The 25,727-nt window shown below is 64.2% G+C and carries 21 protein-coding genes; 9 read left to right on the forward strand and 12 right to left on the reverse strand.

Features of this window, described 5'->3' with window-relative positions:
* Window positions 1–2: 2 nt before the first annotated feature.
* Window positions 3–848 (reverse strand): ABC transporter permease, encoded by an 846-nt coding sequence (locus tag ACVWY3_RS29035; protein ID WP_456841537.1) that lies wholly within the window; start codon window positions 846–848, stop codon window positions 3–5.
* Window positions 849–1,164: 316 nt separating this feature from the next.
* On the reverse strand, window positions 1,165–2,136 hold the full coding sequence (locus tag ACVWY3_RS29040) for an aliphatic sulfonate ABC transporter substrate-binding protein (RefSeq protein WP_456841538.1): 972 nt from the start codon (window positions 2,134–2,136) through the stop codon (window positions 1,165–1,167).
* Window positions 2,137–2,340: 204 nt separating this feature from the next.
* Here ACVWY3_RS29040 and ACVWY3_RS29045 point away from each other — a divergent pair, with 204 nt between their 5' ends.
* Entirely contained in the window at window positions 2,341–5,130 is a 2,790-nt protein-coding gene (locus tag ACVWY3_RS29045) for a [protein-PII] uridylyltransferase (protein ID WP_456841539.1), read from the forward strand.
* Window positions 5,131–5,245: 115 nt separating this feature from the next.
* Here ACVWY3_RS29045 and ACVWY3_RS29050 read toward each other — a convergent pair whose 3' ends face one another.
* Window positions 5,246–5,776: a methylated-DNA--[protein]-cysteine S-methyltransferase gene (locus tag ACVWY3_RS29050; protein ID WP_456841540.1), complete on the reverse strand. Its 531-nt coding sequence runs from the start codon at window positions 5,774–5,776 to the stop codon at window positions 5,246–5,248.
* A gap of 97 nt (window positions 5,777–5,873) precedes the next feature.
* Between ACVWY3_RS29050 and ACVWY3_RS29055 the strand changes: the two genes are divergently transcribed.
* Together ACVWY3_RS29055 and ACVWY3_RS29060 are read left to right on the forward strand one after the other, a co-directional pair.
* The gene (locus ACVWY3_RS29055; protein WP_456843482.1) at window positions 5,874–6,233 is read left to right on the forward strand and encodes a DUF1304 domain-containing protein; all 360 of its coding nucleotides are present in this window, start codon (window positions 5,874–5,876) and stop codon (window positions 6,231–6,233) included.
* Between the two features lie 145 nt (window positions 6,234–6,378).
* Window positions 6,379–7,620, forward strand: a complete 1,242-nt coding sequence (locus tag ACVWY3_RS29060; protein WP_456841541.1) for an ABC transporter substrate-binding protein — start codon at window positions 6,379–6,381, stop codon at window positions 7,618–7,620.
* Window positions 7,621–7,803: 183 nt separating this feature from the next.
* On the opposite strand, the gene ACVWY3_RS29065 is transcribed toward ACVWY3_RS29060, so the two are convergent.
* Window positions 7,804–8,229, reverse strand: a complete 426-nt coding sequence (locus ACVWY3_RS29065) for a DUF1330 domain-containing protein (RefSeq protein ID WP_456841542.1) — start codon at window positions 8,227–8,229, stop codon at window positions 7,804–7,806.
* Between the two features lie 167 nt (window positions 8,230–8,396).
* On the opposite strand from ACVWY3_RS29065, the gene ACVWY3_RS29070 reads away from it, so the two are divergent.
* A complete protein-coding gene (locus ACVWY3_RS29070) occupies window positions 8,397–10,622 on the forward strand; it encodes a transglycosylase domain-containing protein (RefSeq protein ID WP_456841543.1) in 2,226 nt (741 codons plus the stop codon).
* A gap of 390 nt (window positions 10,623–11,012) precedes the next feature.
* Here ACVWY3_RS29070 and ACVWY3_RS29075 read toward each other — a convergent pair whose 3' ends face one another.
* The 4 genes from ACVWY3_RS29075 to ACVWY3_RS29090 all read right to left on the reverse strand — a co-directional run bounded on the left by ACVWY3_RS29075 (window position 11,013) and on the right by ACVWY3_RS29090 (window position 15,420).
* Window positions 11,013–11,852: a M48 family metallopeptidase gene (locus ACVWY3_RS29075; protein ID WP_456841544.1), complete on the reverse strand. Its 840-nt coding sequence runs from the start codon at window positions 11,850–11,852 to the stop codon at window positions 11,013–11,015.
* Window positions 11,853–12,163: 311 nt separating this feature from the next.
* Window positions 12,164–13,492, reverse strand: coding sequence for a polyhydroxyalkanoate depolymerase (locus ACVWY3_RS29080; RefSeq protein ID WP_456841545.1), 1,329 nt, complete (start codon window positions 13,490–13,492; stop codon window positions 12,164–12,166).
* Between the two features lie 121 nt (window positions 13,493–13,613).
* Complete coding sequence (locus ACVWY3_RS29085) at window positions 13,614–14,432, reverse strand: ABC transporter permease (RefSeq protein ID WP_456841546.1); 819 nt, start codon at window positions 14,430–14,432, stop codon at window positions 13,614–13,616.
* 187 nt (window positions 14,433–14,619) lie between these two features.
* Window positions 14,620–15,420 carry an ABC transporter ATP-binding protein gene (locus ACVWY3_RS29090; protein WP_456841547.1) on the reverse strand — a complete coding sequence of 267 codons (801 nt, stop codon included), beginning with the start codon at window positions 15,418–15,420 and terminating at the stop codon, window positions 14,620–14,622.
* Between the two features lie 104 nt (window positions 15,421–15,524).
* Here ACVWY3_RS29090 and ACVWY3_RS29095 point away from each other — a divergent pair, with 104 nt between their 5' ends.
* Together ACVWY3_RS29095 and ACVWY3_RS29100 are read left to right on the forward strand one after the other, a co-directional pair.
* Window positions 15,525–16,835 (forward strand): ActS/PrrB/RegB family redox-sensitive histidine kinase, encoded by a 1,311-nt coding sequence (locus ACVWY3_RS29095; RefSeq protein WP_456843483.1) that lies wholly within the window; start codon window positions 15,525–15,527, stop codon window positions 16,833–16,835.
* 103 nt (window positions 16,836–16,938) lie between these two features.
* A complete protein-coding gene (locus tag ACVWY3_RS29100; protein WP_008141807.1) occupies window positions 16,939–17,493 on the forward strand; it encodes an ActR/PrrA/RegA family redox response regulator transcription factor in 555 nt (184 codons plus the stop codon).
* A gap of 175 nt (window positions 17,494–17,668) precedes the next feature.
* Here the strand turns inward: ACVWY3_RS29100 and ACVWY3_RS29105 are convergent, their stop codons facing one another.
* Entirely contained in the window at window positions 17,669–18,157 is a 489-nt protein-coding gene (locus ACVWY3_RS29105) for an MmcB family DNA repair protein (RefSeq protein WP_456843484.1), read from the reverse strand.
* 151 nt (window positions 18,158–18,308) lie between these two features.
* Here ACVWY3_RS29105 and ACVWY3_RS29110 point away from each other — a divergent pair, with 151 nt between their 5' ends.
* Window positions 18,309–20,009, forward strand: a complete 1,701-nt coding sequence (locus tag ACVWY3_RS29110) for an alpha-amylase family protein (RefSeq protein ID WP_456841548.1) — start codon at window positions 18,309–18,311, stop codon at window positions 20,007–20,009.
* A gap of 76 nt (window positions 20,010–20,085) precedes the next feature.
* On the opposite strand, the gene ACVWY3_RS29115 is transcribed toward ACVWY3_RS29110, so the two are convergent.
* Window positions 20,086–21,684, reverse strand: coding sequence for an alpha-amylase family glycosyl hydrolase (locus tag ACVWY3_RS29115; RefSeq protein ID WP_456841549.1), 1,599 nt, complete (start codon window positions 21,682–21,684; stop codon window positions 20,086–20,088).
* A 169-nt stretch (window positions 21,685–21,853) separates the two neighbouring features.
* Here ACVWY3_RS29115 and ACVWY3_RS29120 point away from each other — a divergent pair, with 169 nt between their 5' ends.
* Window positions 21,854–22,534 carry an MBL fold metallo-hydrolase gene (locus ACVWY3_RS29120; RefSeq protein WP_456841550.1) on the forward strand — a complete coding sequence of 227 codons (681 nt, stop codon included), beginning with the start codon at window positions 21,854–21,856 and terminating at the stop codon, window positions 22,532–22,534.
* A 92-nt stretch (window positions 22,535–22,626) separates the two neighbouring features.
* Here ACVWY3_RS29120 and ACVWY3_RS29125 read toward each other — a convergent pair whose 3' ends face one another.
* Both ACVWY3_RS29125 and ACVWY3_RS29130 read right to left on the reverse strand, forming a co-directional pair.
* On the reverse strand, window positions 22,627–23,784 hold the full coding sequence (locus ACVWY3_RS29125) for an extracellular catalytic domain type 1 short-chain-length polyhydroxyalkanoate depolymerase (protein WP_456841551.1): 1,158 nt from the start codon (window positions 23,782–23,784) through the stop codon (window positions 22,627–22,629).
* 146 nt (window positions 23,785–23,930) lie between these two features.
* Window positions 23,931–25,337, reverse strand: a complete 1,407-nt coding sequence (locus ACVWY3_RS29130) for an MFS transporter (protein WP_456841552.1) — start codon at window positions 25,335–25,337, stop codon at window positions 23,931–23,933.
* 221 nt (window positions 25,338–25,558) lie between these two features.
* Between ACVWY3_RS29130 and ACVWY3_RS29135 the strand changes: the two genes are divergently transcribed.
* Window positions 25,559–25,720 (forward strand): hypothetical protein, encoded by a 162-nt coding sequence (locus ACVWY3_RS29135; RefSeq protein WP_456841553.1) that lies wholly within the window; start codon window positions 25,559–25,561, stop codon window positions 25,718–25,720.
* Window positions 25,721–25,727 lie beyond the last annotated feature (7 nt).

The raw sequence follows: 25,727 nt of genomic DNA on the forward strand, positions 1-25,727 counted from the left end.
CATTACGCTCCCTTCGCGCGGGAGAAGGTGTCCTGCCAGCGCAAGAACGGCGCGGCGACGGCCTCGATCAGCCAGTCGGTGAGCTTGCCGAGGATGGCGAAGATTACGATGGCGGCCAAAATCTGCGCGGGCTTGCCGAGCTGCTGGCCGTCGAGCAGGAGATAGCCGAGGCCTTCGGAGGCGCCGATCAGTTCGGCCGCCACCACGAACATCCAACCCAGACCGAGGCCGACGCGCAAGGACACGACGTAAGCCGGCAGCACCGCCGGGAGCAGGATGCGGCGGATCATCGCGAAGCCGGAAAGGCGGAAAGTGCGGCCGACCTCGACGATCTTGCGATCGACCGAGAGGATCGCGCCCATCACGCCGAGATAGACCGGGAAGAACACGCCGACCGCGATCAGCGCGATCTTCGAGGTCTCGAAGATGCCGAGCCAGAGGATGAAGAGCGGCACCCAAGCGAGCGAGGGAATCGCGCGCAGCGCCTGCACGGTCGGATCGAGCAGCCGCCGCGCCAGCGACCAGTAGCCGGAGATGGCGCCGAGCAACGTTCCCGCGACAACGCCGAAGGCGAAGCCGAGCCCAACCCGCCACAGCGTTGCGGCGATGTGGCGGACCAACTCGCCGGAGCGGGCGAGCTCGGTGATGGTGGCGAAGACGCGCGAGGGCGGCGGCACCAGGCGCCCGTTGGACCAGCCGAGAAACACCACGAGCTCCCAGCCGAGCGCGAGGGTCAGCGGCAGCAATAGTCCCAGCATCGGCCGCCCATAGCGCGACAGCCGCGAAGGCGCGGCAGCGCGTTCGGCTGGTTCCGAGGTTTGTTGCAGGACTGGCGCGTCGGAGATCATGTCCGGTAGGAAGCGCGTCTCGTGGGGGAATGCAAGGGCGCCTCTTACCCTCCCCTCCAGGGCAGGGCCATCGCATATGGATTTCACGGGGATTGTCTGCAGGCTTGCTCCGCCTCTCCCGCTTGCGGAGAGGCCGACGCGCTCGCAGAGCGCGGCGGGTGAGGGCTCTTTCCTCTTGGGGATTATCCCGTTGTGGAGACACCCTCTCCCCAACCCTCTCCCGCAAGCAAGCGGGAGAGGGAGCCCAGTGCCGATGCCGCCGCATCGTGCAAGCCATATGCGATTGCCCTGCCCTCCAGGGGAGGGTAGGAGCGCACTAGTTCGTCGGCAGCGGGACCTGGTCGTCGATCAGGGCATCGAGCGTAGCCTTCACGTCGACCTTGGCGTCGACGACGCCGGCTTGCTGGAGCGCGAGGCCCGCGGCGAGGATCGACTCGCGCTGGGGCGCGCCGATGCGGCTGTGGGTGAGCTCAGTGCGCTCCTTGAGCTGCTTGTCGACGACCGCCTCGGGCAATTTCGTGGCTGCAATGAAGGTCTTCTTCAGCTCGTCGTAATTGGCCAGCGAATATTTTCGCGCCTCCTCATACACCGCGAGCACGCGGCGGGCAGCATCCGGATAGTCCTTCAAGAACTGCTCGCGCACATTGAGGATGCCCCAGGTGTTGGCGTCGGCCTTGCGGTAGAACAGCTTGGCGCCTTCCTCGACCTCGGCCTGCGCCATCATGGGATCGAGACCGGCCCAGGCCTCGACGTCGCCGCGGATCAGCGCGGTCTTGCCGTCGGCATGCTGGAGCAGCACCGGCGTGATGTCCTTTTCGGTGAGACCAGCACCAAGCAGCGCGCGCACCAGGAAGATGTGCGGATCGGTGCCGCGCGTCACCGCGACGCGCTTGCCCTTCAGATCAGCGACGCTTGCGATCTTGGAATCCTTGCCCGTGACCAGCGCGGTCCACTCGGGGCGCGAATAGACATAGATGGACTTGATCGGATTGCCGTTGATGCGCGCGACCAGCGCCGCCGAGCCCGCGGTCGAGCCGAAATCGATCGAGCCGGCGTTGAGGAATTCGAGCGCCTTGTTCGAGCCGGCCGACTGCACCCAGGTGATGGTGATGCCGTCCTTGGCGAACTCCTTCTCGAGCAGCCCCTTCTGCTTCAGGACCATCGACACTGGATTGTAGGTCGCCCAATCGATGCGGATCTCCTTGAGCGGATCGGCGGCCTTTGCCGCGGGGGTCACGGCGAGCGCAATGGCTCCCGCAAGCAGAATGCGTCGTGTCATCCAGGTCATACCCAGGCTCCTCCAAAACTTCATTGTTTTTCAATGAGTTACATCTAGAGGTCAACGAGAAAATCCGCCCCATGAAACGTACTGGCCGAGAACAGATTTGCCCAAAGCCGCACCTTTCCAGCATGGAACGACTATTGCCTGAGAATGGCGGGTGACAGCGCCCGCCGCCTCTTATATCCGATGAGACTCTATATTCGGTGAGACATGGATAGCGTCGCGACTGAGCAGAAGCCTGAGGTGGACGATCGCTTCGACACCGCGCGGATCACCGCCGCGGTCGACGCGCTTGCCGAAAAGCATGAGGGGCGCGAGGACGCGTTCCGCACCGCGGTCGCGCAACTGCTCAAGGCCGAGCTGATTGCGGCGCGCGCGGCGGCCCAGGCGATCTTGCTGAAGGACCGTCACGGCCGCCGCTGCGCCGAGCGTCTGTGCCATGTCCAGGACGAGATCATCCGCATCCTCTATTCGGCGGCGACGCGTCATCTCTATCGTTCGCCGATCCCGAGCGGGGCCGAGCGGATGGCGGTGGTAGCGACCGGCGGCTATGGCCGCGGCCTGATGGCGCCCGAATCCGACATCGATCTCTTGTTCATCCTGCCCTACAAGCAGACCGCCTGGGGCGAGCAGGTCGCCGAAGCCATTCTCTATTGCCTGTGGGACATGGGGCTGAAGGTCGGCCATGCCACGCGCTCGGTTGATGAATCGATCCGGCAGGCGCGCGGCGACATGACCATCCGCACCGCGATCCTGGAGACGCGCTTCCTCACTGGCGATCAGCCGCTCTATGACGAGCTGGTCGAACGCTTCGACAAGGAAGTGGTGCAAGGCACCGCGTCCGAGTTCGTCACCGCCAAGCTCGCCGAGCGCGAGGAGCGGCACCGCCGCGGCGGCCAGTCGCGCTATCTGGTCGAGCCTAACGTCAAGGACGGCAAGGGCGCGCTGCGCGACCTGCACACGCTGTTCTGGATCGCCAAATACGTCTATCGCGTACGCGACACCGACGAGCTGGTCGAGCGCGGCGTGTTCGACGCGCAGGAGTACCGCACCTTCCACCGCTGCGCCGATTTCCTCTGGTCGGTGCGCTGCAATCTGCATTTTTACTGCGGCCGCGCCGAGGAGCGCCTCTCCTTCGACCTCCAGCGCGAGATCGCGATCCGGCTCGGATACACCTCGCATCCCGGCATGCAGGATGTCGAGCGCTTCATGAAGCACTACTTCCTGGTTGCCAAGGAAGTCGGCAACCTCACCGCCATCCTCTGCGCCAAGCTCGAGGACCAGCAAGCCAAGCCCGCGCCGGTCTTGAGCCGGATGATGGCGCGGCTGCGCCCGGCGCCGGCGAAGCGGCGCGTGCCTGACAGCGACGACTTCATCGTCGACAACAACCGCATCAACGTCGCCGCGCCCGATATTTTCAAGCACGATCCGGTCAATCTGATCCGCATCTTCCGCCTCGCGCAGAAGAACAACCTCGCCTTCCATCCGGACGCGATGCGCGACGTGACGCGCTCACTCGGGCTGATCAACGCGCAGCTGCGCGAGAACCCCGAGGCCAACCGGCTGTTCATGGAGATCCTGACCTCAGACAATGCCGAGATCGTGCTGCGCAGGATGAACGAGACCGGCGTCCTCGGCCATTTCATCCGAGCCTTCGGCAAGATCGTCTCGATGATGCAGTTCAACATGTATCATCACTACACCGTCGACGAGCACCTGATCCGCTGCATCGGCTTCCTCCAGGACATCGAGCGCGGCGGCATCGAGGAGTTCACGCTCGCCAGCGATCTGATGCGCAAGACCCGGCCCGAGCACCGCGCGGTGATCTACATCGCCACGCTGCTGCACGACGTCGCCAAGGGCCGGCCCGAGGACCACTCGATCGCCGGCGCCAAGGTGGCGCGCCGGCTGTGCCCGCGGCTCGGCTTCAGCCCGGCCGACACCGAGCTCGTAGCCTGGCTGATCGAAGAGCACCTCACCATGTCGACGGTTGCCCAGTCGCGCGATCTCTCGGATCGCAAGACCATCGAGAATTTCGCCGCCGTGGTGCAGTCGGTCGAGCAGATGAAGCTGCTGACGATCCTGACCACTGCCGACATCCGCGGCGTCGGTCCGGGCGTCTGGAACGGCTGGAAGGCGCAGCTCTTGCGCTCGCTTTACTACGAGACCGAGCCGGTGCTCACCGGCGGCTTCTCGGAAGTCGACCGGGGAAAACGCCTTGCCGCCGCGCATGCCGAATTCCGCATGGCTTTCGCCGAATGGCCGAAGGAAGAGCTCGATGCCTATATCGCCCGGCACTATCCGGCCTATTGGCTCAAGGTCGAGCTGCCGCGAAAGATCCGCCACGCCCGCTTCGTCCGTTCCAGCGAGCAGGCCGGCCACAAGCTCGCGATCAATGTCGGCTTCGACGAGATGCGCGGCGTCACCGAGCTGACGATCTTCGCCGCCGACCATCCCTGGCTGCTCTCGATCATCGCGGGAGCCTGCGCCTCTGCCGGCGCCAACATCGTCGACGCCCAGATCTACACCACGACCGATGGCCGCGCGCTCGACACCATCTCGATCTCCAGGGAATACGACCGCGACGAGGACGAGGGCCGGCGCGCCACCCGGATCGGCGAGATGATCGAGGACGTGCTGGAAGGCAAGCTGCGCCTGCCTGAAGTGGTGGCGCGGCGCACAGTGCGCAGCAAGGCGCGCCCCTTCGTGATCGAGCCGGAAGTGACCATCAACAACCAATGGTCCGACCGCTACACCGTGATCGAGGTCTCCGGCCTCGACCGGCCCGGCCTGCTTTACGAGCTCACCACCGCGATCTCGAAGCTCAACCTCAACATCGCATCCGCTCATGTCGCGACCTTCGGGGAGCGCGCGCGCGACGTGTTCTACGTCACCGACCTCCTCGGCGCGCAGATCAACGCGCCGACGCGGCAGTCCGCGATCAAGAGCGCGCTGACGCATGTGATGGCCGGCGACAAGGCGGTTCAGCCGGCGGCGTGATTTTCTCCCGTCATTCCGGGGCGCCCGCAGGGCGAACCCGGAATCTCGAGATTTCCAGGTGCGCAATTGCGCACCATGGTTGGATGCTTCGCATCGCCCCGGAACGACGGAGTTCTCAGACCTCCACCCCTTCATGCCTGAGCAGCCACCTCTTCCGCTCCAGCCCGCCGCCATACTTCACCAACGAACCATCCGCGCCGATCAAGCGGTGGCAGGGCAGCACGACGCTAATCGGGTTGGAGCCGTTGGCGTGGCCGACGGCGCGAATGGCCTTCGGCATCTCGATCCTGGCGGCCATCGCGCCGTAGCTCATTGTCGTGCCGACGGGGATCTTTGCCAGCGCGGTCCAGACCTTCTGCTGGAACGGCGTGCCGGCGATGCGCCACGCGATTCCCGAGAGCTGGGCGAGATCACCTTCGAAATAGCGCGACAGCGCCGTCCGCGTCTGCGCGGGCGCCGGCTGATCGGTCATATCCACCGCGCCGTAATGCAGGCGCAGCAGCTCGCGCATCCGGTGCTCGTAATCCTCCCAGTCGAGCGCGCGAAGATTGCCCTCGGCATCGGTGACGAGCAGCGCGATCCCGATCGGCGTCGGCAGGCGATCGAGGCGGAAGCTTACAGACGGTCTGGTTGATCGGGCGGCCATTGCGGCACCATTGCGTCGAAACACACATCGCGTTTGCCACGGCGGCCATGCTAGCGTCCACCCGAAAGCTGACGCTTTGGGGGAGCTCAACTTGATCCTGATCGCCAATGTCCTGGTGGTGCTGGTCGCCGCACTGCACGCTTATTTCATGGTCCTGGAGATGTTCCTCTGGACCAAGCCGACGGGTTTGAAGGTGTTTCGCAATACGCCCGAGAAGGCCGAGGTCACGAAGGTGCTCGCCGCCAACCAGGGACTTTATAACGGCTTTCTCGTCGCCGGCCTGATCTGGGGTCTGGTCCACGGCAATCCAGCGTTCGCATTCCAGATCAAGGTGTTCTTCCTCCTCTGCGTGATCGCGGCGGGCGTCTATGGTGCCGCGACCGTCAGCACGCGCATCATGATCGTGCAGGCGCTGCCGGCGGTGGTCGCGCTGGCTGCATTGTTCCTCGCTCAATAGTCCCGACCTGAGACGCTACAACGCAGCGCCGCGATCCTTGCGCGGCACCTCGCGTTCCTCCACACTCTCCCGCAGCGATGGCGACCGTTGCAATCAACGGAAAAAGACCATCGGCCGAAAATTCCGTCTGGAGGAACAACCCAACATGAAGACTCGCAGAGCCTATCTAGCTGCCACGGCGGCGCTCGCCTTGGCGTTCTCCGCCAGCCAAGCCTTCCTGAGTGAAGCCCTCGCACAGAAGAAGTACGATACCGGTGCGAGCGACACCGAGATCAAGATCGGCCAGACCGTGCCGTTCTCCGGCCCCTACTCCGTCTACGCCAATATCGGCAAGACGCAGGCCGCCTACTTCAAGATGATCAACGATCAGGGCGGCATCAACGGCCGCAAGATCAATCTGATCCAGTATGACGACGCCTATTCGCCGCCGAAGACCGTCGAGCAGGTGCGCAAGCTCGTCGAGGGCGACGAAGTGCTGTTCACCTTCCAGATCATCGGCACCGCCGCCAACGCCGCCGTGCAGAAATATCTCAACGGCAAGAAGATCCCGCAGCTGCTCGCCTCGACCGGCGCTGCCCGCTTCAACGACCCGCAGAACTATCCCTGGACCATTGCCTATAATCCCAACTACGTGTCCGAGGGACGGATCTACGCCAAGTACATTCTCAAGGAGCATCCCAACGCCAAGATCGGCGTGCTCTACCAGAACGACGACATGGGCCGCGATTATCTCGCGGGGCTGAAGAGCGGCCTCGGTGATAAGGCCGCCAGCATGATCGTCGGCGAGGTCTCCTACGAGGTCACCGATCCGACGGTGGACTCGCAAGTCGTGAAACTGAAGTCGATGGGCGCCGACCTTTTCTACGATGCCTCGACACCGAAGTTCGCGGCGCAAGCCATCAAGAAGGTGGCCGAGCTCGGCTGGAACCCCGTGCATATCCTCGACATCAATGCGAGCCCGATCTCGGCGACCCTGAAGCCGGCCGGCCTCGACATCTCCAAGGGCATCATCTCGACCCAATACGGCAAGGAGCCCAGCGATCCCCAGTGGAAGGACGATCCGGGCGTGAAAGCGTTCTTCGCCTTCATGGACAAGTATTTCCCTGAGGGAGACAAGCTCAACACGGTCAACACCTATGCCTATTCGGTCGCCGAGCTGCTGACCCAGGTGCTGAAGCAATGCGGCGACGACCTCACGCGCGAGAACGTGATGAAGCAGGTCGCCAGCATCAAGGACTTCACTCCGAGCCTGGCGCTGCCCGGCATCAAGATCAACACCGGGCCGAACGACTACCGCGTCAACAAGCAGATGCAGTTGATGAAGTTCAACGGCGAGCGCTGGGAGCTGTTCGGACCGATCATCGAGGACACCGGACCGTCGGGTTAGGTCTCTCGCTGTTATTCCGGGGCGATGCGACAGCATCCAACCATGGTGCGCAATTGCGCACCTGGAAATCTCGAGATTCCGGGTTCGGCTCTCCGAGCCGCCCCGGAATGACTGAAAACGAAGGCGTGGATGGCCGGGTCAAGCCCCGGCCATGACGGTAGAGAGCGATTCGCTCCACCGCCATCAAGTCGGTATCTCGCCAAAATTCTTCCCGATCGGCAGCACGGCGTGGCGGATCAGCCGCGAATCCTCCACCGCGGCCTGCCGGTGCTTGACCGCCTCGCGGTAGACGGGATCGCGGATCATCTCGACGAAGGCGGCGACACTCGGATATTCGGCGATGAAGCAATGGTCCCAGCGTTCCTCTTGCGGGCCGATCAGCATCAGCTCGAACCTACCCTGCCAGACGATGCGGCCGCCGACGCGCTCGAACACCGGGCCGCTCTCGCGGCCATAGGCCGCGTAGGCTTCCGCGCCGCTCGCCTTGCGGCCGTCGGGGTAGGCCGCCTCTTTGCGCAGGCGCACCAAATTGAGCATGTGGATCGGACCCGGGCGGTCGTTGTCCCGGAATCGCGCGAAGATCTCCTTGGTCGGATCGATGTGGCCCATGCGAACTCCCTCTTCTTTATGCAGGCGATCCTAACTCCCGCGCCTGGGAAGCGGAACTGCGGTGGGCGAATGCCGCATCTCCTAATCGCGCGTTAACGCCAGGGTAACCGGGCCTTAAACAGCGACCGCTAGCGTGCGGCGGGGCGGGCTGACCGGGCGTTTCGCGTATGGCGTGGGGAAAGAAGAAGAGTGGGCGGAAAGAGCCGTTGTTCGGCTTGCCTGCTGCGCTCGCCGATCTGCGCCTCACGGCCGCGGACCGCATCCCCGGCGGCGACGACGCGCCGAAGAAGTCCACGAAATCATCCGCCAAGCGCAAAGCCGAGGAGCCGGACGAGGAGCCGCCGCCGCGCGAACGCAAGGCGCCGGTCGGCCGTAGCGGCGCCAAGCGCCGGTCGAAGTCGCGTGGCGGATTCGGCCTCGGCCGCCTGGTCTATTGGGGCGCGGTGCTGAGCCTGTGGGGCGTGATCGCCGTGATCGGCGTCGTGATCTATGTCGGCGCTCATCTGCCGCCGATCCAGTCGCTGGAAATCCCCAAGCGTCCGCCGACGATCCAGATCGTCGGCATCGACGGCAGCATGCTGGCGCAGCGCGGCGAGATGGCCGGCGCCAATGTCGCGCTGAAGGATCTGCCGCCGTATCTGCCGAAGGCGTTCATCGCCATCGAGGACCGCCGCTTCTATTCGCATTTCGGCATCGACCCGATCGGCATCCTGCGCGCCCTCGTCACCAATGTGCTGCATCGCGGCGTGTCGCAGGGCGGCTCGACCCTGACGCAGCAGCTGGCGAAGAACCTGTTCCTGACCCAGGAGCGCACCATGCAGCGCAAGCTGCAGGAGGCGGAGCTGGCGATCTGGCTGGAGCGCAAGCACTCCAAGAACGAGATTCTGGAGCTTTATCTGAACCGCGTCTATTTCGGCTCCGGCGCCTACGGCGTCGAAGCCGCCGCGCAGAAATATTTCGGCAAGTCGGCCAAGAACGTCACGGTCGCGGAAGCCGCGATGCTGGCGGGCCTCGTCAAATCGCCCTCGCGCCTCGCCCCGAACCGCAACCCCGAAGGCGCCGAAGCGCGCGCGCAAGTCGTGCTCGCGGCGATGGCGGATGCGAAATTCATCACCGACGCGCAGGCGCAGGCCTCGATCGGCCATCCCTCCTACAACGTGAAGCCGGCCGGCGCCGGTACGGTCAATTACGTCGCCGACTGGATCGGCGAGGTGCTGGACGACCTCGTCGGCCAGATCGACGAGAGCATCAAGGTCGAGACCACGATCGATCCGAAGCTGCAGAGCATCGCGGAGGCCGCCATCATCGACGAGCTCGCGGCCAAGAGCGTGAAGTTCAATGTCAGCCAGGGCGCGCTGGTGGCGATGACGCCTGACGGCGCGGTGCGCGCCATGGTCGGCGGGCGGAACTATTCCGAGAGCCAGTACAACCGCGCGGTCACGGCCAGGCGCCAGCCGGGCTCCTCGTTCAAGCCGTTCGTGTATCTGACCGCGCTCGAGCAGGGCCTGACGCCCGACACCGTCCGCCAGGACGCGCCGATCGAGGTCAAGGGCTGGAAGCCCGAGAACTACACCCATGAATATTTCGGCGCGGTGACGCTGACCCAGGCGCTGGCGATGTCGCTCAACACGGTCGCGATCCGCCTCGGCCTCGAGGTCGGGCCGAAGAATGTGGTGCGCACCGCGCACCGGCTCGGCATCTCCTCGAAGCTCGAGCCCAACGCCTCGATCGCGCTCGGCACCTCCGAAGTCTCGGTGGTCGAGCTGGTCGGGGCCTATGCGCCCTTCGCCAATGGCGGCTTCGCGGTGACGCCGCATGTCGTGACGCGGATCAGGACGCTCAGCGGCAAGCTGCTCTACATGCGCCAGCCGGACGAGCGCAACCAGGTGATCGATCCCCGCTATGTCGGCATGATGAATGCGATGATGCGGGAGACGCTGATATCGGGCACCGCCAAGAAGGCGGAAATCCCGGGCTGGCCGGCGGCCGGCAAGACCGGCACCAGCCAGGATTATCGCGACGCCTGGTTCATCGGCTACACCGCCAGCCTCGTCACCGGCGTCTGGCTCGGCAATGACGACAACTCGCCGACCAAGAAGGCGACCGGCGGCGGTCTGCCGGTGGAAGTCTGGTCGCGCTTCATGAAGACCGCGCATGAGGGTGTGCCGGTGGCGAACCTGCCGAGCTCACCAGGCGGCTGGGGCCTGTCGAACCTCGCGCAGGCGGCTTCGCAGATCTCGGCGCCGACACCGGCCACGCCTGGACCTGCACCGGCGCAGGTCGGCAATGGCGGCTATCGCCCGCCACCGCCGACGCGCGCCAATGTGCGGCCGGAAGCCGCCGCGGGGCTGGATGGCTGGCTGATGGACCGACTGTTTGGCGGGAATCGCTAGCTTCGGCTTGAGGTCATCGCGGCCTTAAAACACAAACTGCGAAAACAACCCCATGCACAGTAGCCGGTGATATCAGGCACTGTGCGCGGTGAATGGCGCGAAGCGCTTGACGCGGCGGGGTAAATCACGCGTCTTGCGCAATCATCGCGGAGTGTGGCGAGAATCGAGCAAGGCGCGCCGATGTTGCCGCGCCCTCTGGTGTCATTCCCCGCCACCGGGTCTCGCCTTCGGCGAGCCCGATGACAGGCTCCGGCGGGGAATCCGGTAGGCCACAGCTTCTCGATTCGATTACTGGCGTCGCGGAATACTGGATCGCCCGCCTTCGCGGGCGATGACGGTGTTTGCTGGGCTGGCAGTGGACGACACCGAGTGCGTGGTCAGAAGTCCGCCCTAATCCTCGACCCCATACCGGTGCAGATCATTGCCGTAGGTGTCGAGCCACTTCTTGGCACGCTCCATTGACGGGCAGATCTTGCCGCAGACGCGCCAGAACCGCGCCGAGTGGTTCATCTCGACGAGATGGGCGACCTCATGGGCGGCGAGATAGTCGAGCACGAAGGCCGGGGCGAGGATCAGGCGCCAGGAGAAGGACAGCGAGCCCGCCGAGGTGCAGGAGCCCCAGCGGCTGGACTGATCGCGGATCGAGAGCCGCTTCACCCTGACACCGAGCTCGGCAGCATAGGCTTCCGCCGAGCGCTGCAGGTCGCGGCGCGCCTCGCGCTTGAGGAAGTCGCTGACGCGGCGATCGACATGCTCGAGCCCGCCGGCGACGCAGAGAATCTTCTCGCCGCTATCGCGAATCTCGGTCCACACCGTGCCACGCTGGCCGGCGCGATGAACAATGCGATGCGGCGTGCCGCGAAGCGGTATCACTGTGCCAGGCTGAAACGGCGCAGCCTTCGGCAGACGGCCGAGACGAGCCGCGATCCACGCGCCGTGACGCTGCGCGAAGTCTTTTGCTTCGGCGAGCGTGCCGCGCGGCGGCATGGTGAGGATGGCTTCGCGATCGCTCGGATGAATTCTGAGCGTGTAGCGGCGCGCTCGGCGATGTCTGCGCAGGCGAATCGCAAAGAATTGCGATCCATGGGTGATAACGAGGGTCTTTGGTTCGTGGGGCCGCCGATAAAGGAGCGCGCGTGTGGCCATGTCTGTGAGTCCGGGGAGCAGGAGTTCGCCCGGATTCTGCCATAACCGCCGCCAGGGAAAGCGCTCGGCGCAAAAACAAATCATTTGCCCAATATACAGGGGTCTGACGTCCGGGAGACCCTACAGACTGGGGTTGGAACCCGCTTTTTTCGCCCCCGCTGGCCGCATGCGACACCCCCAAGGAGTGAGGTCAGACTCACTCCTAGAACGCTACCTGAATACCCCGAATCTGACGGGAACCCGACCCTCCCGGAGCCTCCCGAGGGGCCCGAAATTTCGACGGGAAAGCCGAAATTCGCAACTTAGCCGTCCCGATGTAGTCGGAACGGCTCTCGTTTCTTCCTTTGCCGCGTTTTCTTTACGTGAACCGGCCGCCACTTCGCTCGAAAACGCTCTTACTCGGCCGCGAGAGCCTGCAACGAGGTCGGATTCGCCGCCGAGACCATGAAGTCATGGATGCGCGGCACAATCTCCGACTTGAATCGCGATCCGTTGAACACGCCGTAATGACCGACGCCCTTCTGGACATAATGAACGCGGCGATGATCGGGGATCGAGCTGCACAAAGTGTGCGTCGCTTCGGTCTGACCGAGGCCGGAGATGTCGTCGTTCTCGCCTTCGACCGTCATCAACGCGACTCGAGTGACCTTGGAGGGATCGACACGCGTTCCACGATGGGTCATCTCGCCCTTCGGCAGCGAGTGTTTCACGAACACGGTGTCGACGGTCTGGAGGTAATACTCGGCGGAGAGGTCCATCACCGCGAGATATTCGTCGTAGAAGTCGCGATGCTTGTCGACGAGGTCGCCGTCGCCTTTCACCAGATTGGCGAACAGGCGCTTGTGGGCGTCCATGTGGCGGTCGAGGTTCATGCTGATGAACCCGTTGAGCTGGAGGAAGCCCGGATAGACATCACGCATCATGCCCGGATGCGGGAACGGAACCTTGGTGATGACGGTGTTGCGGAACCAGTCGATGCCGCGCTCCTGCGCGAGCTTGTTCACCGCAGTCGGATTGCGACGGGTGTCGATCGGACCGCCCATCAGCGTCATCGAGGTCGGCACGAACGGATCGCGCCGCGCTTCCATGATCGAGACGGCCGCGACGACAGGCACGGAGGGCTGGCACACCGCCATGACATGGGTGTTGCCGCCGAGGACGTGCAGCATCTCGATGACGTAGTCGATGTAGTCGTCGAGATCGAAGCGGCCCTCGCTGAGCGGCACCATGCGTGCATCGGCCCAATCGGTGATGTAAACTTCATGCGCCGGCAGGAAGGCCTCGACCGTGCCCCGCAGCAGCGTGGCATAGTGGCCGGACATCGGCGCGACGATCAGCACGCGCGGCTGCGGGCTGCGCAGCGGACGGGCGAACTTGCGATCGAAGTAGAGCAGCTTGCAGAACGGCTTTTCCCAGACCGAGCGGACCTCGACGGGGACGCGGATGCCGTTGACCTCGGTGTCGTCGAGACCCCACTCCGGCTTGCCGTAACGGCGCGTGGTGCGCTCGAACAGTTCGCAGGCGGCGGCGACCGACTTGCCGACCTCGGTGCGCGCCCAGGGATTGAGGGGATTTTGAAACAGCAGCTTGGTCGCATCGGTGACCGCACGCGCCGGATTGAGAGAGGCCTGTGCCATCTCGTACATCCAGTACATCGGCGTCGTCAGGACCGGACTGCCTTCTGCAGCCAGGGGCGGCGCGCCGCCGAACTCACCAATAGGCATCGTCAAATTCCTCTTCGCATCGCAGCATACTGCCGAATGCGTAATATTGCGTCAATCCATGGTTCCGTACATCTACGTAGCCGATCACGTTAAATCGGCATGAATCCACGAGAAAGTGACGTTATTCACCGCCCGAGAGCAGCGAGCCGTGCTTTTTGGCGCTGCGCAAAAGGGCAAGGAATGCCCCAAAAGAAGCGACCAGAAGTACCGCATTGATGAGCAACGCATCCAGCATCAGATCGCTCCTAAAGGTGTTCTCGATCAGCAGCGCGCGCATCCCTTCGAACACGTAGGTCGGCGGCAGCGCCCAGGCGACATATTGCAGCCAGACAGGGAGCACGCTGACGGGATAGTAGATGCAGGCGAGCGGCATGATCGCGAACATCAGCGTCCAGACGATGCTCTCGGCGCCGAGGCCGTTCCGCAACACCAGGCCCGAGACGAAGATTCCGACCGACCAGCTCGTGAAGATCAGATTGCAGAAGAACGCGATCAGCGGCAGGCCGAGGGCATAGACGTTGAAGTGAAACAGGAACAGCGCCAGCAGCGTCATCGGGATGACGCCGATGGCGAGCCGGATCAGGCTCATGATCATCAGCGACAGCAGAAACTCGATGGGCTTGAGCGGGCTCATCATGAGGTTGCCGAGGTTTCGCGCCCACATCTCCTCCAGGAAGGAGATGGAGAAGCCGAGCTGGCCGCGGAACAGGATGTCCCAGAGGATGACGGCGCCGATCAGCGTGCCGCCGGCGCGCGCGAAGAAATTGGCGTTTTGCGCGATGTAGAGCTGGAGGAAGCCCCAGGTGATGACCTGCAGCGCCGGCCAGTACAGCAGCTCGAGCAGCCTGGGCCAGGACGACAGCAGCAGGTACCAATAGCGCAGGATCATCGCGCCGATGCGGTGCGGGGAGATGCCGCGGTGGAGGGAGATGTCGGTCATGGCATGCTCCCGCACAGGGATAGAAATGCCGCCCACGGTCTATCCAAGGCGTCATTGCGAGGAGCTCGCGACAAAATTGCGAAGCAATTTTGCGCCGATGCGACGAAGCAATCCAGAGTCCTTCCGCGGAACGATTCTGGATTGCTTCGCTTCGCTCGCAATGACGAAAGGAGCACCCGCTTCCCCGTCATCTCGCCGCCTCCTTTGTGCCGTTCACCCGGCCGCGCGCGACGTCCAGGAACACCTCCTCCAGCGTGGTGCGGTTGTAGCGGGCCATGATGGCTTCCGGCGTGTCGTCGTCCTCGATGCGGCCGCGCTTCATGATGATGACGCGGTCGCAGAGCCGCTCGACCTCGAGCATATTGTGGGAGGCCAAGAGGATGGTGGCGTTGTTCTCCTTCCGATAGCTCATCAGATGCGCCCGCACCCAGTCGGCGGTATCAGGATCGAGCGAGGCGGTCGGCTCGTCCAGCAGCAGCAATTCGGGCTGGTTGATGAGCGCCTTCGCCAGCGCGACGCGGGTCTTCTGCCCGGCGGAGAGCTTGCCGTTGGCGCGATCGATGAAATCGGTGAGGTCGAGATCGTCGGCGAGTTTGGCGATGCGGTCGGAGAGATGCTTGACGGCGTACAGCTTGCCGAAAACTGTCAGGTTCTGGCGCACCGTGAGCCGCATCGGCATGTCGACATAGGGGCTCTCGAAATTCATCCGCCCCAGCACGGCAGCGCTCTGCTCGGGCATCTCATGACCGAGCACCTGGACGCGGCCGGAGGTCGGCAGCACCAGGCCCATGATCATGGCGATGGTCGTGGTCTTGCCGGCGCCGTTACCGCCGAGCAGCCCGGTGATGCTGCCGCGCGGCAGCGCAAACGAGATGCCGTCGACGGCGCGGGTCTGCTTGTAGACCTTGACCAGATGATCGACCGCAATCGCCGGGGAGCTGTGCTCCGCGACAGTCGACCGACTTGAAGCCTTGCCATTCTCGGTCATGCTGGCCGTTCTTCTGCTATTGCAGCGGATAGCGCAAGGCTTGTATCCGGTGGTTCCGCCAGCCCCGCGCTTGTGATCGAGAAGGCACCGCCACATTGGCCGATATGACCGAAATCGCCGCTTCCGGCTTCCGCCCCGCGCAGCGGCATATCCGGCTCGACACGATCCTGCGGCTGCGCTGGCTCGCGGTGCTCGGCCAGCTCGCCGCGATCTTCATCGTAGCGCAGGGGCTGGAGTTCAACGTCGAGATCGTCCCCTGCGTCAGCATCATCGCCCTGTCGGCGGCGCTCAATCTGGGACTCCAGACCGCGGCGAATCCGATGCAGCGGCTGGAGCCGATGCAGGCGGCGGGGCTGCTCGCGCTGAACATCGTGGAGCTGGCCGGGCTGTTGTTCTTCACCGGCGGACTGCAGAACCCGTTCTCGTTCCTGTTCCTCGCGCCGGTGCTGATCTCGGCGACCGCGCTGCCGGCCCGCTTCACCTTCGGCCTCGGCCTCCTGGCCGTTGCCTGCGCATCGATCCTGTTCTTCTTCCATTTTCCGCTGCCATGGGATTCCGACGATCCCTTGGTGCTGCCGCCGATCTATCTCGTCGGCGTCTGGCTCTCCATCGTGCTCGCGATCGGCGTCACCAGCCTCTACTCGTTCCAGGTGACCGAGGAGGCGCGCAAGCTTGCGGACGCGCTGGCCGCGACCGAGCTGGTGCTGACGCGCGAGCAGCATCTGACCCAGCTCGACGGCCTCGCCGCCGCCGCCGCGCACGAGCTCGGCACGCCGCTCGCGACCATCTTCCTGATCTCGCGCGAGCTGGAAAAGACCGTGATGGATCCGGGCTTTGCCGCCGATTTGAAGACGCTGCGCGAGCAGACCCAGCGCTGCCGCGACATATTGAGCAAGATCACGCAGCTCTCCTCCACCGGTGCGCCGTTCGATCGCATGAAGCTGTCGGAGCTGATCGAGGAGGTGGTGGCGCCGCACCGCGATTTCGGCGTCGAGATCAAGGTGCGGATCGCAGTGACGGCCGCCGCCGAGCCGGTCGGCTCGCGCAATCCGGCGATCCTTTACGGCGTCGGCAACATCATCGAGAACGCGGTCGATTTCGCCCACACCACCGTCGAGGTGAACGCGTGGTGGAACAAGGACGCGATCGAGCTCGTAATCTCCGACGACGGCCCCGGCATTCCGCCCGATATCCTTAACCGGATCGGCGAGCCCTATCTGTCGCGGCGGCGCACCCAGGATGCCGGCGGCGGCCTCGGGCTCGGCGTGTTCATCGCGCGCACCTTGCTGGAGCGCACCGGCGCCAAGGTCTCGTTTACCAACCGTACATTCCCGGAACACGGCGCGGTGGTGCAGGTCACATGGCCGCGAGAGCGATTTGAGGCTATCGAGACGCTCGAAGAAACAATAGGATAGACCGCGACCTTGCGTCGCACAGCAGGGCCGCTCGACTATCGGCGGCCTTGGCACCGCCCGATTGCGACGCCATATGTCAACGCGCTGGAGAGAGGACAACACCTTGAACGCCATCGCCGAACTGAACGAACAGACCGACCGCTCGCTGCTCATCGTGGAAGACGACAAGCCGTTCCTGGAGCGGTTGTCGCGCGCGATGGAGACACGCGGCTTTGCGGTGACCTCGTGCGACACGGTCTCCGACGGTCTTGCCCAGATCGGCAAGGCGGCACCGGCATTCGCCGTCGTCGATCTCAGATTAGGTGACGGCAACGGCCTCGACGTGGTCTCGGCGCTGAAGAAGAAGCGTCCCGATGCGCGCGCCATCGTGCTGACCGGCTATGGCAACATCGCCACCGCCGTGACCGCGGTGAAGATGGGCGCGATCGATTATCTCTCCAAGCCGGCGGATGCCGACGACGTCGTCGCCGCGCTGCTCTCGACCAGCGCCGAGAAATCCGAGCTGCCGACCAACCCGATGTCGGCCGACCGCGTCCGCTGGGAGCACATCCAGCGCATCTACGAGATGTGCAACCGCAACGTCTCGGAAACGGCGCGCCGGCTCAACATGCACCGGCGTACGCTGCAGCGGATCCTGGCCAAGCGCGCGCCGCGGTAAGCTTCCGCCTCAAGCAATCTATCACCGTCACCCCGAGGTGGCCGCGTCTTCAGCGGCCCTCGAATGGCGACGGCCCGGCTGCATCGGGGCCGTGCATCCTTCGAGGCTCCCCATGGGACGCCTTGCGTCCCATGCCTCGCACCTCAGGATGACGGGTCAGCAGCTCTGCTCGTTGCTATTCCCAAAAATCCGCGTGGCCTTGCGGGTCGACCAGGCGGTTGATCCGCAACGCCGCCGCCATCGCAAAGCGCACCGTCATCTGCTTGCGCGTGGCCGCAGCAAGCTTGTGCTCGGGCGCCTCGCACTGCATGTGCGCGCCATAGGCGTCGGCGATGATCAGGCCGGTATCTTCAGGAAAGATCTCGCAGGGCAGATCCTGCGTGAAGGCGAAGAACAGCCGGTCGCAATGGGCGCGGTATTCGTGCCATTTCTGATCGGCGCGCAAATCCTCGACCGACGATTTGATCTCGACGATCCAGATCTCGCCGCGCTCGTTCAGCGCCACGAGATCGGCGCGCCGGCCCGAGGGCAGCGGCAATTCGCTGATGCAGGAGAAGCCGAGCGAACGGAGCAGCCGGGACGTGCCGCGCGCAATCGCGAGCGCCGTCTCGGACTGGCGGCGATCCGGCGGCGGCACGAGGGTGATGCGGGCCGTGTTGTCCATCGCCGGGAGGATAGCCGATTCCATAAAGGGCGGACACCGTCTCGCGCACCCCGGGACGACAGTGAGTATGCGGACACGCGCGGAACCTCACCTGCCCCACGCACTTATCACGCAGCCGCCGCATCCGGGCGGAACCAGCCAGGCTGCACGCATGATCGACGATCTCTGGTACAAGAACGGCGTGATCTATTGCCTGTCCGTCGGCACCTATATGGATGCGAACGGCGACGGCATCGGCGATTTCAAGGGCCTGCTCCGCCGGCTCGACTACCTGCACGGGCTCGGCATCACCACGATCTGGCTGATGCCGTTCCAGACCTCGCCGGGCCGCGACGACGGCTATGACATCGCCGACTATTACAGTGTCGATTCCCGCTACGGCACGCTCGGCGATTTCGTCGAGTTCACCCATGGCTGCCAGCAGCGCGGCATCCGAATCATCATCGACCTCGTCGTCAACCACACCTCGGACCAGCATCCCTGGTTCAAGGAGGCGCGGCGCGACAAGAGCTCTCCCTATCGCGACTGGTATGTGTGGTCCGACAAGAAGCCGGCCAATGCCAACAAGGGCATGGTGTTTCCCGGCGTGCAGAAATCGACCTGGACGCGCGACGAGGAAGCCGGCGCGTACTACTTCCATCGCTTCTACGATTTCCAGCCCGACCTCAACACCTCGAACCCGCGCGTGCAGGCCGAGATCCTGAAGATCATGGGCTTCTGGATCCAGCTCGGCGTCTCCGGCTTCCGCATGGACGCGGTGCCCTTCGTGATCGCGACCAAGGGTGCAAAGGTAAAGAAGCCGGTCGAGCAATACGACATGCTGCGCACATTCCGCGAATTCCTGCAATGGCGGCAGGGCGACGCCATCATCCTCGCCGAAGCCAACGTGCTGCCGGAAACCGACCTTGAGTATTTCGGCCGCGATGCCGACCGCATGCACATGATGTTCAACTTCCAGGTCAACCAGCATCTGTTCTATGCGCTGGCATCCGCCGATTCCCGCCCGCTGGCCAAGGCGCTGAAAGCAACGAAGCCGCGGCCGGCCTCGGCGCAATGGGGCATGTTCCTGCGCAATCACGACGAGCTCGATCTCGGGCGGCTGACGAAAGCGCAGCGCGAGGCCGTGTTCAAAAGCTTCGGCCCTGACAAGGACATGCAGCTCTACGACCGCGGCATCCGCCGGCGCCTTGCACCGATGCTCGGCGGCGACCGCAGGCGGCTCGAGCTCGCCTACAGCCTGATGTGCACGCTGCCGGGAACGCCCGTGATCCGCTACGGCGACGAGATCGCGATGGGCGACGATCTCTCGCTGCCCGAGCGCAATTGCGCGCGCACGCCGATGCAATGGTCGACCGAGCCGCATGGCGGCTTCACCAAGAGCGACAAGCCGGCGATCCCCGTCATCGACGAGGGACCTTACGGCTACCCGCACCTCAATGTCGCAAAGCAGCGGCGCGATCCGAACTCGATGCTGAACTGGACCGAGCGCATCCTGCGCATGCGCAAGGAGGTGCCGGAGATCGGCTGGGGCGATTTCACGGTGATTCCGACGCGCGATCCCGCCATCTTCATCATCCGCTACGACTGGCGCAGCAACTCGGTGCTGTTCGTGCATAATCTCGACGAGAAGCCGCGCGAGATCGCGTTCTCGGCCGGGCTGCCGGATGACGCCGGCAAGCTGCTGATCAACCTGCTCGCGGAAGACCACAGCCACGCCGACAAGCGCGGCCAGCACCGCGTCGTGCTGGAGCCCTATGGCTATCGCTGGTACCGCGTCGGCGGGCTGGACTATCTCTTGAAGCGCGATGATATCGACGAGCATATGGTGCGGGGGAAGAAGCATTCGGGATGATGTAGGCTTGCCGTCGTTTGCTCCGCCGTCTCAACGCTCGTCATTGCGAGCGCTTCGCGCCCCGGGACGACAGTAGCTACGGCGGCGCGACGATCACACCCTCATTGCCGCGCAAATCCAGCACGCCTTCGAGCCGCTCACCCTCGCGATCCAGGAACGTCGACAGCAATATCTCGCTGCCAAACCGGATCGCGCTGGTCGTCACCGCGATCGGCTCGCGACCGAGATTGAGCGCCACGATGATCGACCTGTCCTCGGCCTCGCGGCGATAGATCAGGAGATCGCCTTGCGCGGAGATCGGGTGATAGTCGCCCGAGACCAGCTGCGGACTTGTGCGCCGCAAGGCGATCAGGCGCCGGTACAGGCTGAGGATCGAACGCGGATCGGCGTCGAGATTGACGACGTTCTCGCGGATGTGATCCTCAGGCAGCGGCAGCCACGGCCTTGCTTCCGAGAAGCCGGCGTAATTCGACGCGTCCCACTGCATCGGCGTGCGGCAGCCATCACGGCCCACCCCGAGGCCGGGCACGTTCTTCTCGAAGGGATCGCGCACATCCTCGGGCGCGATCGCGAGCTGATGCATGCCGATCTCGTCGCCGTAATAAAGCGTCGGCGTGCCGCGCAGGGTCAAGAGCAGCATGGCGGCGACGCGGGCCTGCTCCGGCCCGACGCGGCTCGCGACACGCGGACGATCGTGATTGCCGAGCACCCAGTTCGGCCAGGCGCCCTTCGGCAGCGCCTTCTCGTAATCCTCGACGATCTTCTCGATCGAGCGCGCGCTCCAGAAGGTCGAGAGCAGCGCGAAGTTGAACGGCATCTGCGCGCCGGTGAGGTCGTTGCCGTAATAGGCCATCAGGCGGTGCAGCGGCAGGTAGATCTCGCCGATCAGCACGCGCGCTGCATATGCATCGGTGACGCGCCGCATCTGCGCGATCACCTCATGCACCTCCGGCTGGTCGGTGGAATATTGGGTCAGGATTCTCTCGTTCGGCGGCCTGCCCTCGACGTAATGCGGGTTGGGTGGATTGTCGCGGAATTCGGCGTCCTTGATCAGGTGCCAGATCACGTCGACGCGAAAACCGTCGACACCCTTCTCCAGCCAGAACCGCATCACGTCGTAGATCGCCGTGCGTACCTCGGGATTGCGCCAGTTGAGGTCCGGCTGCTGGGCGAGGAAGGCGTGGTAGTAATATTGACCCGTGGTCTCGTCGAACTGCCAGGCGCTGCCGCCGAATTCGGAGAGCCAGTTGTTCGGCACGCCGCCGTCCGGTTTCGGGTCGCGCCAGATGTACCAGTCACGCTTGGGATTGTCGCGTGAGGACCGGCTCTCGATGAACCAGGGATGCTGGTCGGAGGTGTGGTTCGGCACGAGGTCGAGGATCAGCTTCAAGCCGTTGTCATGCGCGGCGGCGAGCAGCGCATCGAAATCCGCCATCGTGCCGAACAGCGGCTCGATGCCGGTATAGTCGGAGATGTCGTAACCGAAATCGGCCATCGGCGAGGGGAAGATCGGCGACAGCCAGATCGCGTCGACGCCGAGCGATTTGACATAAGCAAGCCGGCGCAAAATGCCGGCGAGATCGCCGACGCCGTCGCCGTTGCTATCCTGAAACGAGCGCGGATAGATCTGATAGAAGATGCCGTCGCGCCACCAATTGTCGCCGCCCTGTGCCATGCCGGAGGTACCCTGAAAATCCGTGTCTTGCGCGGGAGAACGCGAAAGCAGCGCCCCGGTTCAGATTGGCGGGGCAATTGGGACAGCCGTGTGACGGCAGTTGCGGCTGTTCCCGGGGCCGCGCGAATCTTTTGCTTGGCGGCATGGCAAAAATCGGCATTGTGAGGCCATGACCGAGCAAAATGACACCCAAGAATCCTCGCGAGCGAGGGCGGGCGCGATCATCGTCCCCGTGACGCTGTTCGAGCAGAACTGCACCATCATCTGGGACGAGCCCGGCAAGAAGGCCGTGGTGATCGATCCCGGCGGCGATGTGCCGAAGATCCTGGATGCAATCAAGCAGACCGGCGTCACCGTGGAGAAGATCTGGCTGACCCACGGCCATATCGACCATGTCGGCGGCGCGGCGGACTTGCGCGATGCGCTGAAGGTGCCGATCGAAGGCCCGCATGTCGCGGACAAGTTCCTGCTCGACAATGTCGTCGAGAGCGGCGCGCGCTTCGGCATGACCGGCGTGCGTAATTTCGCGCCGGACCGCTGGCTCGAAGAAGGCGATACAGTCTCGATCGGCGGCCTGTCGTTCGAGATTTTCCACTGCCCGGGTCATTCACCCGGCAGCGTGGTGTTCTTCAACAAGGAGATGCGCTTTGCCCATGTCGGCGACGTCTTGTTCGCGGGCTCGGTCGGACGCACCGATCTGCCCGGCGGCAGTCACGCCACGCTGATCAACTCGATCAAGACCAAGCTGTTGCCGCTCGGCGACGATGTCGGCTTCATCTGCGGCCATGGCGCCGGCTCCAGCATCGGCCAGGAGCGGATGACCAATCCGTTCATCACCGGCGAGATGTGAGATATTCCCCGTTGTTCGGCACATCGACCGTCCGCGATCGATAGATCATAAAGTATGGTCCCTGCGTTCGCAGGGACGACAGCGGGGCTGGCCTACTTCATCAGCCCCGCGGCTGTCAGCGCGCGGGTGATGATCTGGCCGAGATCGAAGCTGCGGGATTTCTCGCGCTTCGGCGCGGGTTGCTCGGCGGCGGCGGCGCGGATCGAGCGGGCGAGATGGGGCGCGGGAGGCAGCGCCGGCTTTGCGTCCGCTTTCTTCGCGGCGTCCGGAATCCAGCCGGTCAGGCCGAAGAATTTTGCGATGTGATAGGACGAGGAAATGCCGGCCTCGATCAGGAACGCGCCCTCCATGCCATAGCGCTGGTCGTTGTCGGCCAGCCCAAGCGGCGTGCCGTGCGCCATGTCGGTGATGGCGTAGGACTCGACCAGCGTCTCGCCGTCCTTGTTCCACCAGGCCTGGCGCGGATAGCCGTCGACATTGGTCTCGGCCATCGGCACCGCGGGCAGGTCATGCAGATCGAGCCACTGCTTGACGATCTCGCTGGCATTGCCGGGATTGACGGTGCGGTCGGCGCTGCCGTGCCACACCGAGACCTTTGGCCAGGGCCCGCGATGATTCGAGGCATTGCGGACGAGATCGCCGAGCTCGCGTGCGGACCGCACCGGCGAATGAAACATGCCGTCGAGCGCCTCGCGCAAATTCGAGGCGATGCCGTAGGGAAGTCCCGCGATGATGGCGCCGGCCGCAAAAACTTCCGGATAGGTCGCGAGCATCACAGAGGTCATGCCGCCGCCCGCGGAAAGACCGGTGATGAAGACGCGCCTGGCATCGATGCGATGCGTCGCGGCCATATGAGCGATCATCTCGCGGATCGAACGCGCCTCGCCGCTGTCCCGCGCGGTATCTTCCGGATTGAACCAGTTGAAGCAGGTGTTGGCATTGTTGACGCGCTGCTGCTCGGGCATCAGCAGCGCGAAGCCGTAATGCTTCGCGAGCGTCGACCAGCCCGCGCCAAGATCGTAGCCGGCAGCGGTCTGGCCGCAGCCATGCAGTACGACGACCAGCGCGCGCGGCTTCTGCAGCTGCGCCGGCACGAACGCGAACATGCGCAAGTTTCCGGGATTGGCGCCGAAGTCCGTGACCTCTTGCAAAGGACTGGATGAATCAGCGCTGCGGCCGAACTCGGCAAAGCGCAGACCGTCCAGCTTCGGCAGACGTCTCAACAGATCGACATTTCTAGCTAGCGACACGGCAACTTCCTGGTGGGCGACTTTCAACGTTCACCCAAACCAAATAGTTGCTGCAGCGCAAAATAAAAAGGCCGTGTGCTGTCAATCACCCGAAATCACGCAAAAACTCGCAGGAATCACCTCGTGTCGGCCGCACTGCCTCAACTTCATGCAGGTGCGCGGCGCATCCACGACAGGAATGCGGCGCAGATCAGGATTAACGTCACAAACAACGCGAGCGAAACGAGAAATCCTGCGCGCGCTGATTGCAGTGCCTCGATCGCGAAGAACACCGCACCGATAGCGGCCACTCCGGCCGCATTTCCGATCTGCGCCGTCGTGCCGTACGCGCCGGAGGCGGAGCCTGCCGCGACAGGCTTGACGGTCGACAGCACCGCGCCTGAGAGCGGCGCCATCACAAGTCCCTGACCATAGCCGAAGACGATCATGGTGAGGGCGAGCGTGATTGCCGTCGGCGATTCCATCGCGCCCGCAACGAGCGCGAGCGCGGCGAGGCCCGCGATCTGCAATGCGCAGCCCTCGATCAACACTTTGGTGCCGCGATGGCGCGCCCGCACGCCGCTGTGGCGCGAGGCAACGACGAAGGCGAGCGCGAGCGGAATGAAGGCCGTGCCGGCTTCGAGCGGCGGGATTCTGAGCCCGCGCTGCATGTACAGCGTCATGACCAGATAGAAGGAGAGATTGGCGACGAAGAAGAAGAAGGCGGCGCCGAGCCCGCGCAGGAAGGCGGCATCCGCGAGCAGAGTGAGATCGACGAGCGGCATGCCGCCGGCGTGCGCGACAGCGTGCTCGAGCTTCAGGAACGCCAGGAGGATCACGCCGCCGAGTGCCATCACCACCCACAGCCACGGCGCCCAGCCGACGTCGTGGCCGAACAGCAGCGGCCCGATCAGGCAGAGCAGGCCCGCGAACAGGACGACGCTGCCCTTGACGTCGAGCCTCGTGTCTGGTTGCCGCGGCGCGGAGGGCATGATCTGCCAGGCTGCAAGCGCGATGAGGAGGCCGCATGGGACGTTGACGAAGAACACCGAGCGCCAGCCCGTGTGCGCGAGGTCGATCGTGACGAGGAGACCGCCGAGCAGAAAGCCGGCGGCACCCGCGAGCCCCAGCACGATGCCGTAGATGGCGAAGGCGCGGCTGCGCGTCTCGTCGGTGAACAGCAGATGCAGCGTCGCCAGCACCTGCGGCACCATCAGCGCCGCGGTCGCGCCCTGCGCCAGCCGTGCAATGATCAGCTCGACGCCGGATTGCGCAAGACCGCACCAGAGCGAAGTCAGGGTGAAGCCAAGCACGCCGGCCAGGAAGACGTTCTTGGTGCCATGAATGTCGCCGAGGCGGCCGCCGGTGACGACCAGCGTCGCATAGGCGATCAGATAGATCGCGATCACAGATTCGATCTGCGCCGGCGTCGCGTGCAGATCGACCGCGATGGTCGGGATCGCGACGTTCACAACGAACGCGTCGACGCCGAACATGAACTGGGCGGCGACGACGATCGTCAGCACCCACCAGCGGCGGGTCGAATCGATCGGCTTTGTGACGGTTTGATGCATTGGCGCGCGGGCTTTCGGAAATCTATTTGCACGCGATGCTCGCAGATCGGCGTCATCTGCGCGATTACCTCAGAGGTAAGGCTTGTTCTCCCCGTGCCGCACCGGCGCGATTGCTGCATGTCGGTTCCCGCTGATTTTGCAGGGGGTTCGGAAGTCTCCCACCCTGATCGAGCCGCGGCCGGCCTTCCTCGGTTTCATCGACAAGGAATTGATCGACGTTCATGCACGAATTGCGCGACCGCAATGTCGCGCTGCGGATCGGGCAGGCCGTGCTGAACCTCAAAGCCGGCATCGACTACTTTCCAGAACACGGTCAACTATCCGACGCTGGCCGAGGCGTCGAGATCGCTGAGCTCGATGCGTGGAACAGGATGACGCGGTAACTTCACT

Source organism: Bradyrhizobium sp. USDA 4486, from assembly GCF_054057995.1.

What these genes read in the sequence shown, in the direction of transcription:
- ACVWY3_RS29035 (WP_456841537.1), bottom strand. Translation starts at nt 848, where the DNA reads ATGATCTCCGACGCGCCAGTCCTGCAACAAACCTCGGAACCAGCCGAA.
- ACVWY3_RS29040 (WP_456841538.1), bottom strand. Translation starts at nt 2,136, where the DNA reads ATGACCTGGATGACACGACGCATTCTGCTTGCGGGAGCCATTGCGCTC.
- ACVWY3_RS29045 (WP_456841539.1), top strand. Translation starts at nt 2,341, where the DNA reads ATGGATAGCGTCGCGACTGAGCAGAAGCCTGAGGTGGACGATCGCTTC.
- ACVWY3_RS29050 (WP_456841540.1), bottom strand. Translation starts at nt 5,776, where the DNA reads ATGGCCGCCCGATCAACCAGACCGTCTGTAAGCTTCCGCCTCGATCGC.
- ACVWY3_RS29060 (WP_456841541.1), top strand. Translation starts at nt 6,379, where the DNA reads ATGAAGACTCGCAGAGCCTATCTAGCTGCCACGGCGGCGCTCGCCTTG.
- ACVWY3_RS29065 (WP_456841542.1), bottom strand. Translation starts at nt 8,229, where the DNA reads ATGGGCCACATCGATCCGACCAAGGAGATCTTCGCGCGATTCCGGGAC.
- ACVWY3_RS29070 (WP_456841543.1), top strand. Translation starts at nt 8,397, where the DNA reads ATGGCGTGGGGAAAGAAGAAGAGTGGGCGGAAAGAGCCGTTGTTCGGC.
- ACVWY3_RS29075 (WP_456841544.1), bottom strand. Translation starts at nt 11,852, where the DNA reads ATGATTTGTTTTTGCGCCGAGCGCTTTCCCTGGCGGCGGTTATGGCAG.
- ACVWY3_RS29080 (WP_456841545.1), bottom strand. Translation starts at nt 13,492, where the DNA reads ATGCCTATTGGTGAGTTCGGCGGCGCGCCGCCCCTGGCTGCAGAAGGC.
- ACVWY3_RS29085 (WP_456841546.1), bottom strand. Translation starts at nt 14,432, where the DNA reads ATGACCGACATCTCCCTCCACCGCGGCATCTCCCCGCACCGCATCGGC.
- ACVWY3_RS29090 (WP_456841547.1), bottom strand. Translation starts at nt 15,420, where the DNA reads ATGACCGAGAATGGCAAGGCTTCAAGTCGGTCGACTGTCGCGGAGCAC.
- ACVWY3_RS29095 (WP_456843483.1), top strand. Translation starts at nt 15,525, where the DNA reads ATGACCGAAATCGCCGCTTCCGGCTTCCGCCCCGCGCAGCGGCATATC.
- ACVWY3_RS29105 (WP_456843484.1), bottom strand. Translation starts at nt 18,157, where the DNA reads ATGGACAACACGGCCCGCATCACCCTCGTGCCGCCGCCGGATCGCCGC.
- ACVWY3_RS29110 (WP_456841548.1), top strand. Translation starts at nt 18,309, where the DNA reads ATGATCGACGATCTCTGGTACAAGAACGGCGTGATCTATTGCCTGTCC.
- ACVWY3_RS29115 (WP_456841549.1), bottom strand. Translation starts at nt 21,684, where the DNA reads ATGGCACAGGGCGGCGACAATTGGTGGCGCGACGGCATCTTCTATCAG.
- ACVWY3_RS29120 (WP_456841550.1), top strand. Translation starts at nt 21,854, where the DNA reads ATGACCGAGCAAAATGACACCCAAGAATCCTCGCGAGCGAGGGCGGGC.
- ACVWY3_RS29130 (WP_456841552.1), bottom strand. Translation starts at nt 25,337, where the DNA reads ATGCATCAAACCGTCACAAAGCCGATCGATTCGACCCGCCGCTGGTGG.
- ACVWY3_RS29135 (WP_456841553.1), top strand. Translation starts at nt 25,559, where the DNA reads ATGCACGAATTGCGCGACCGCAATGTCGCGCTGCGGATCGGGCAGGCC.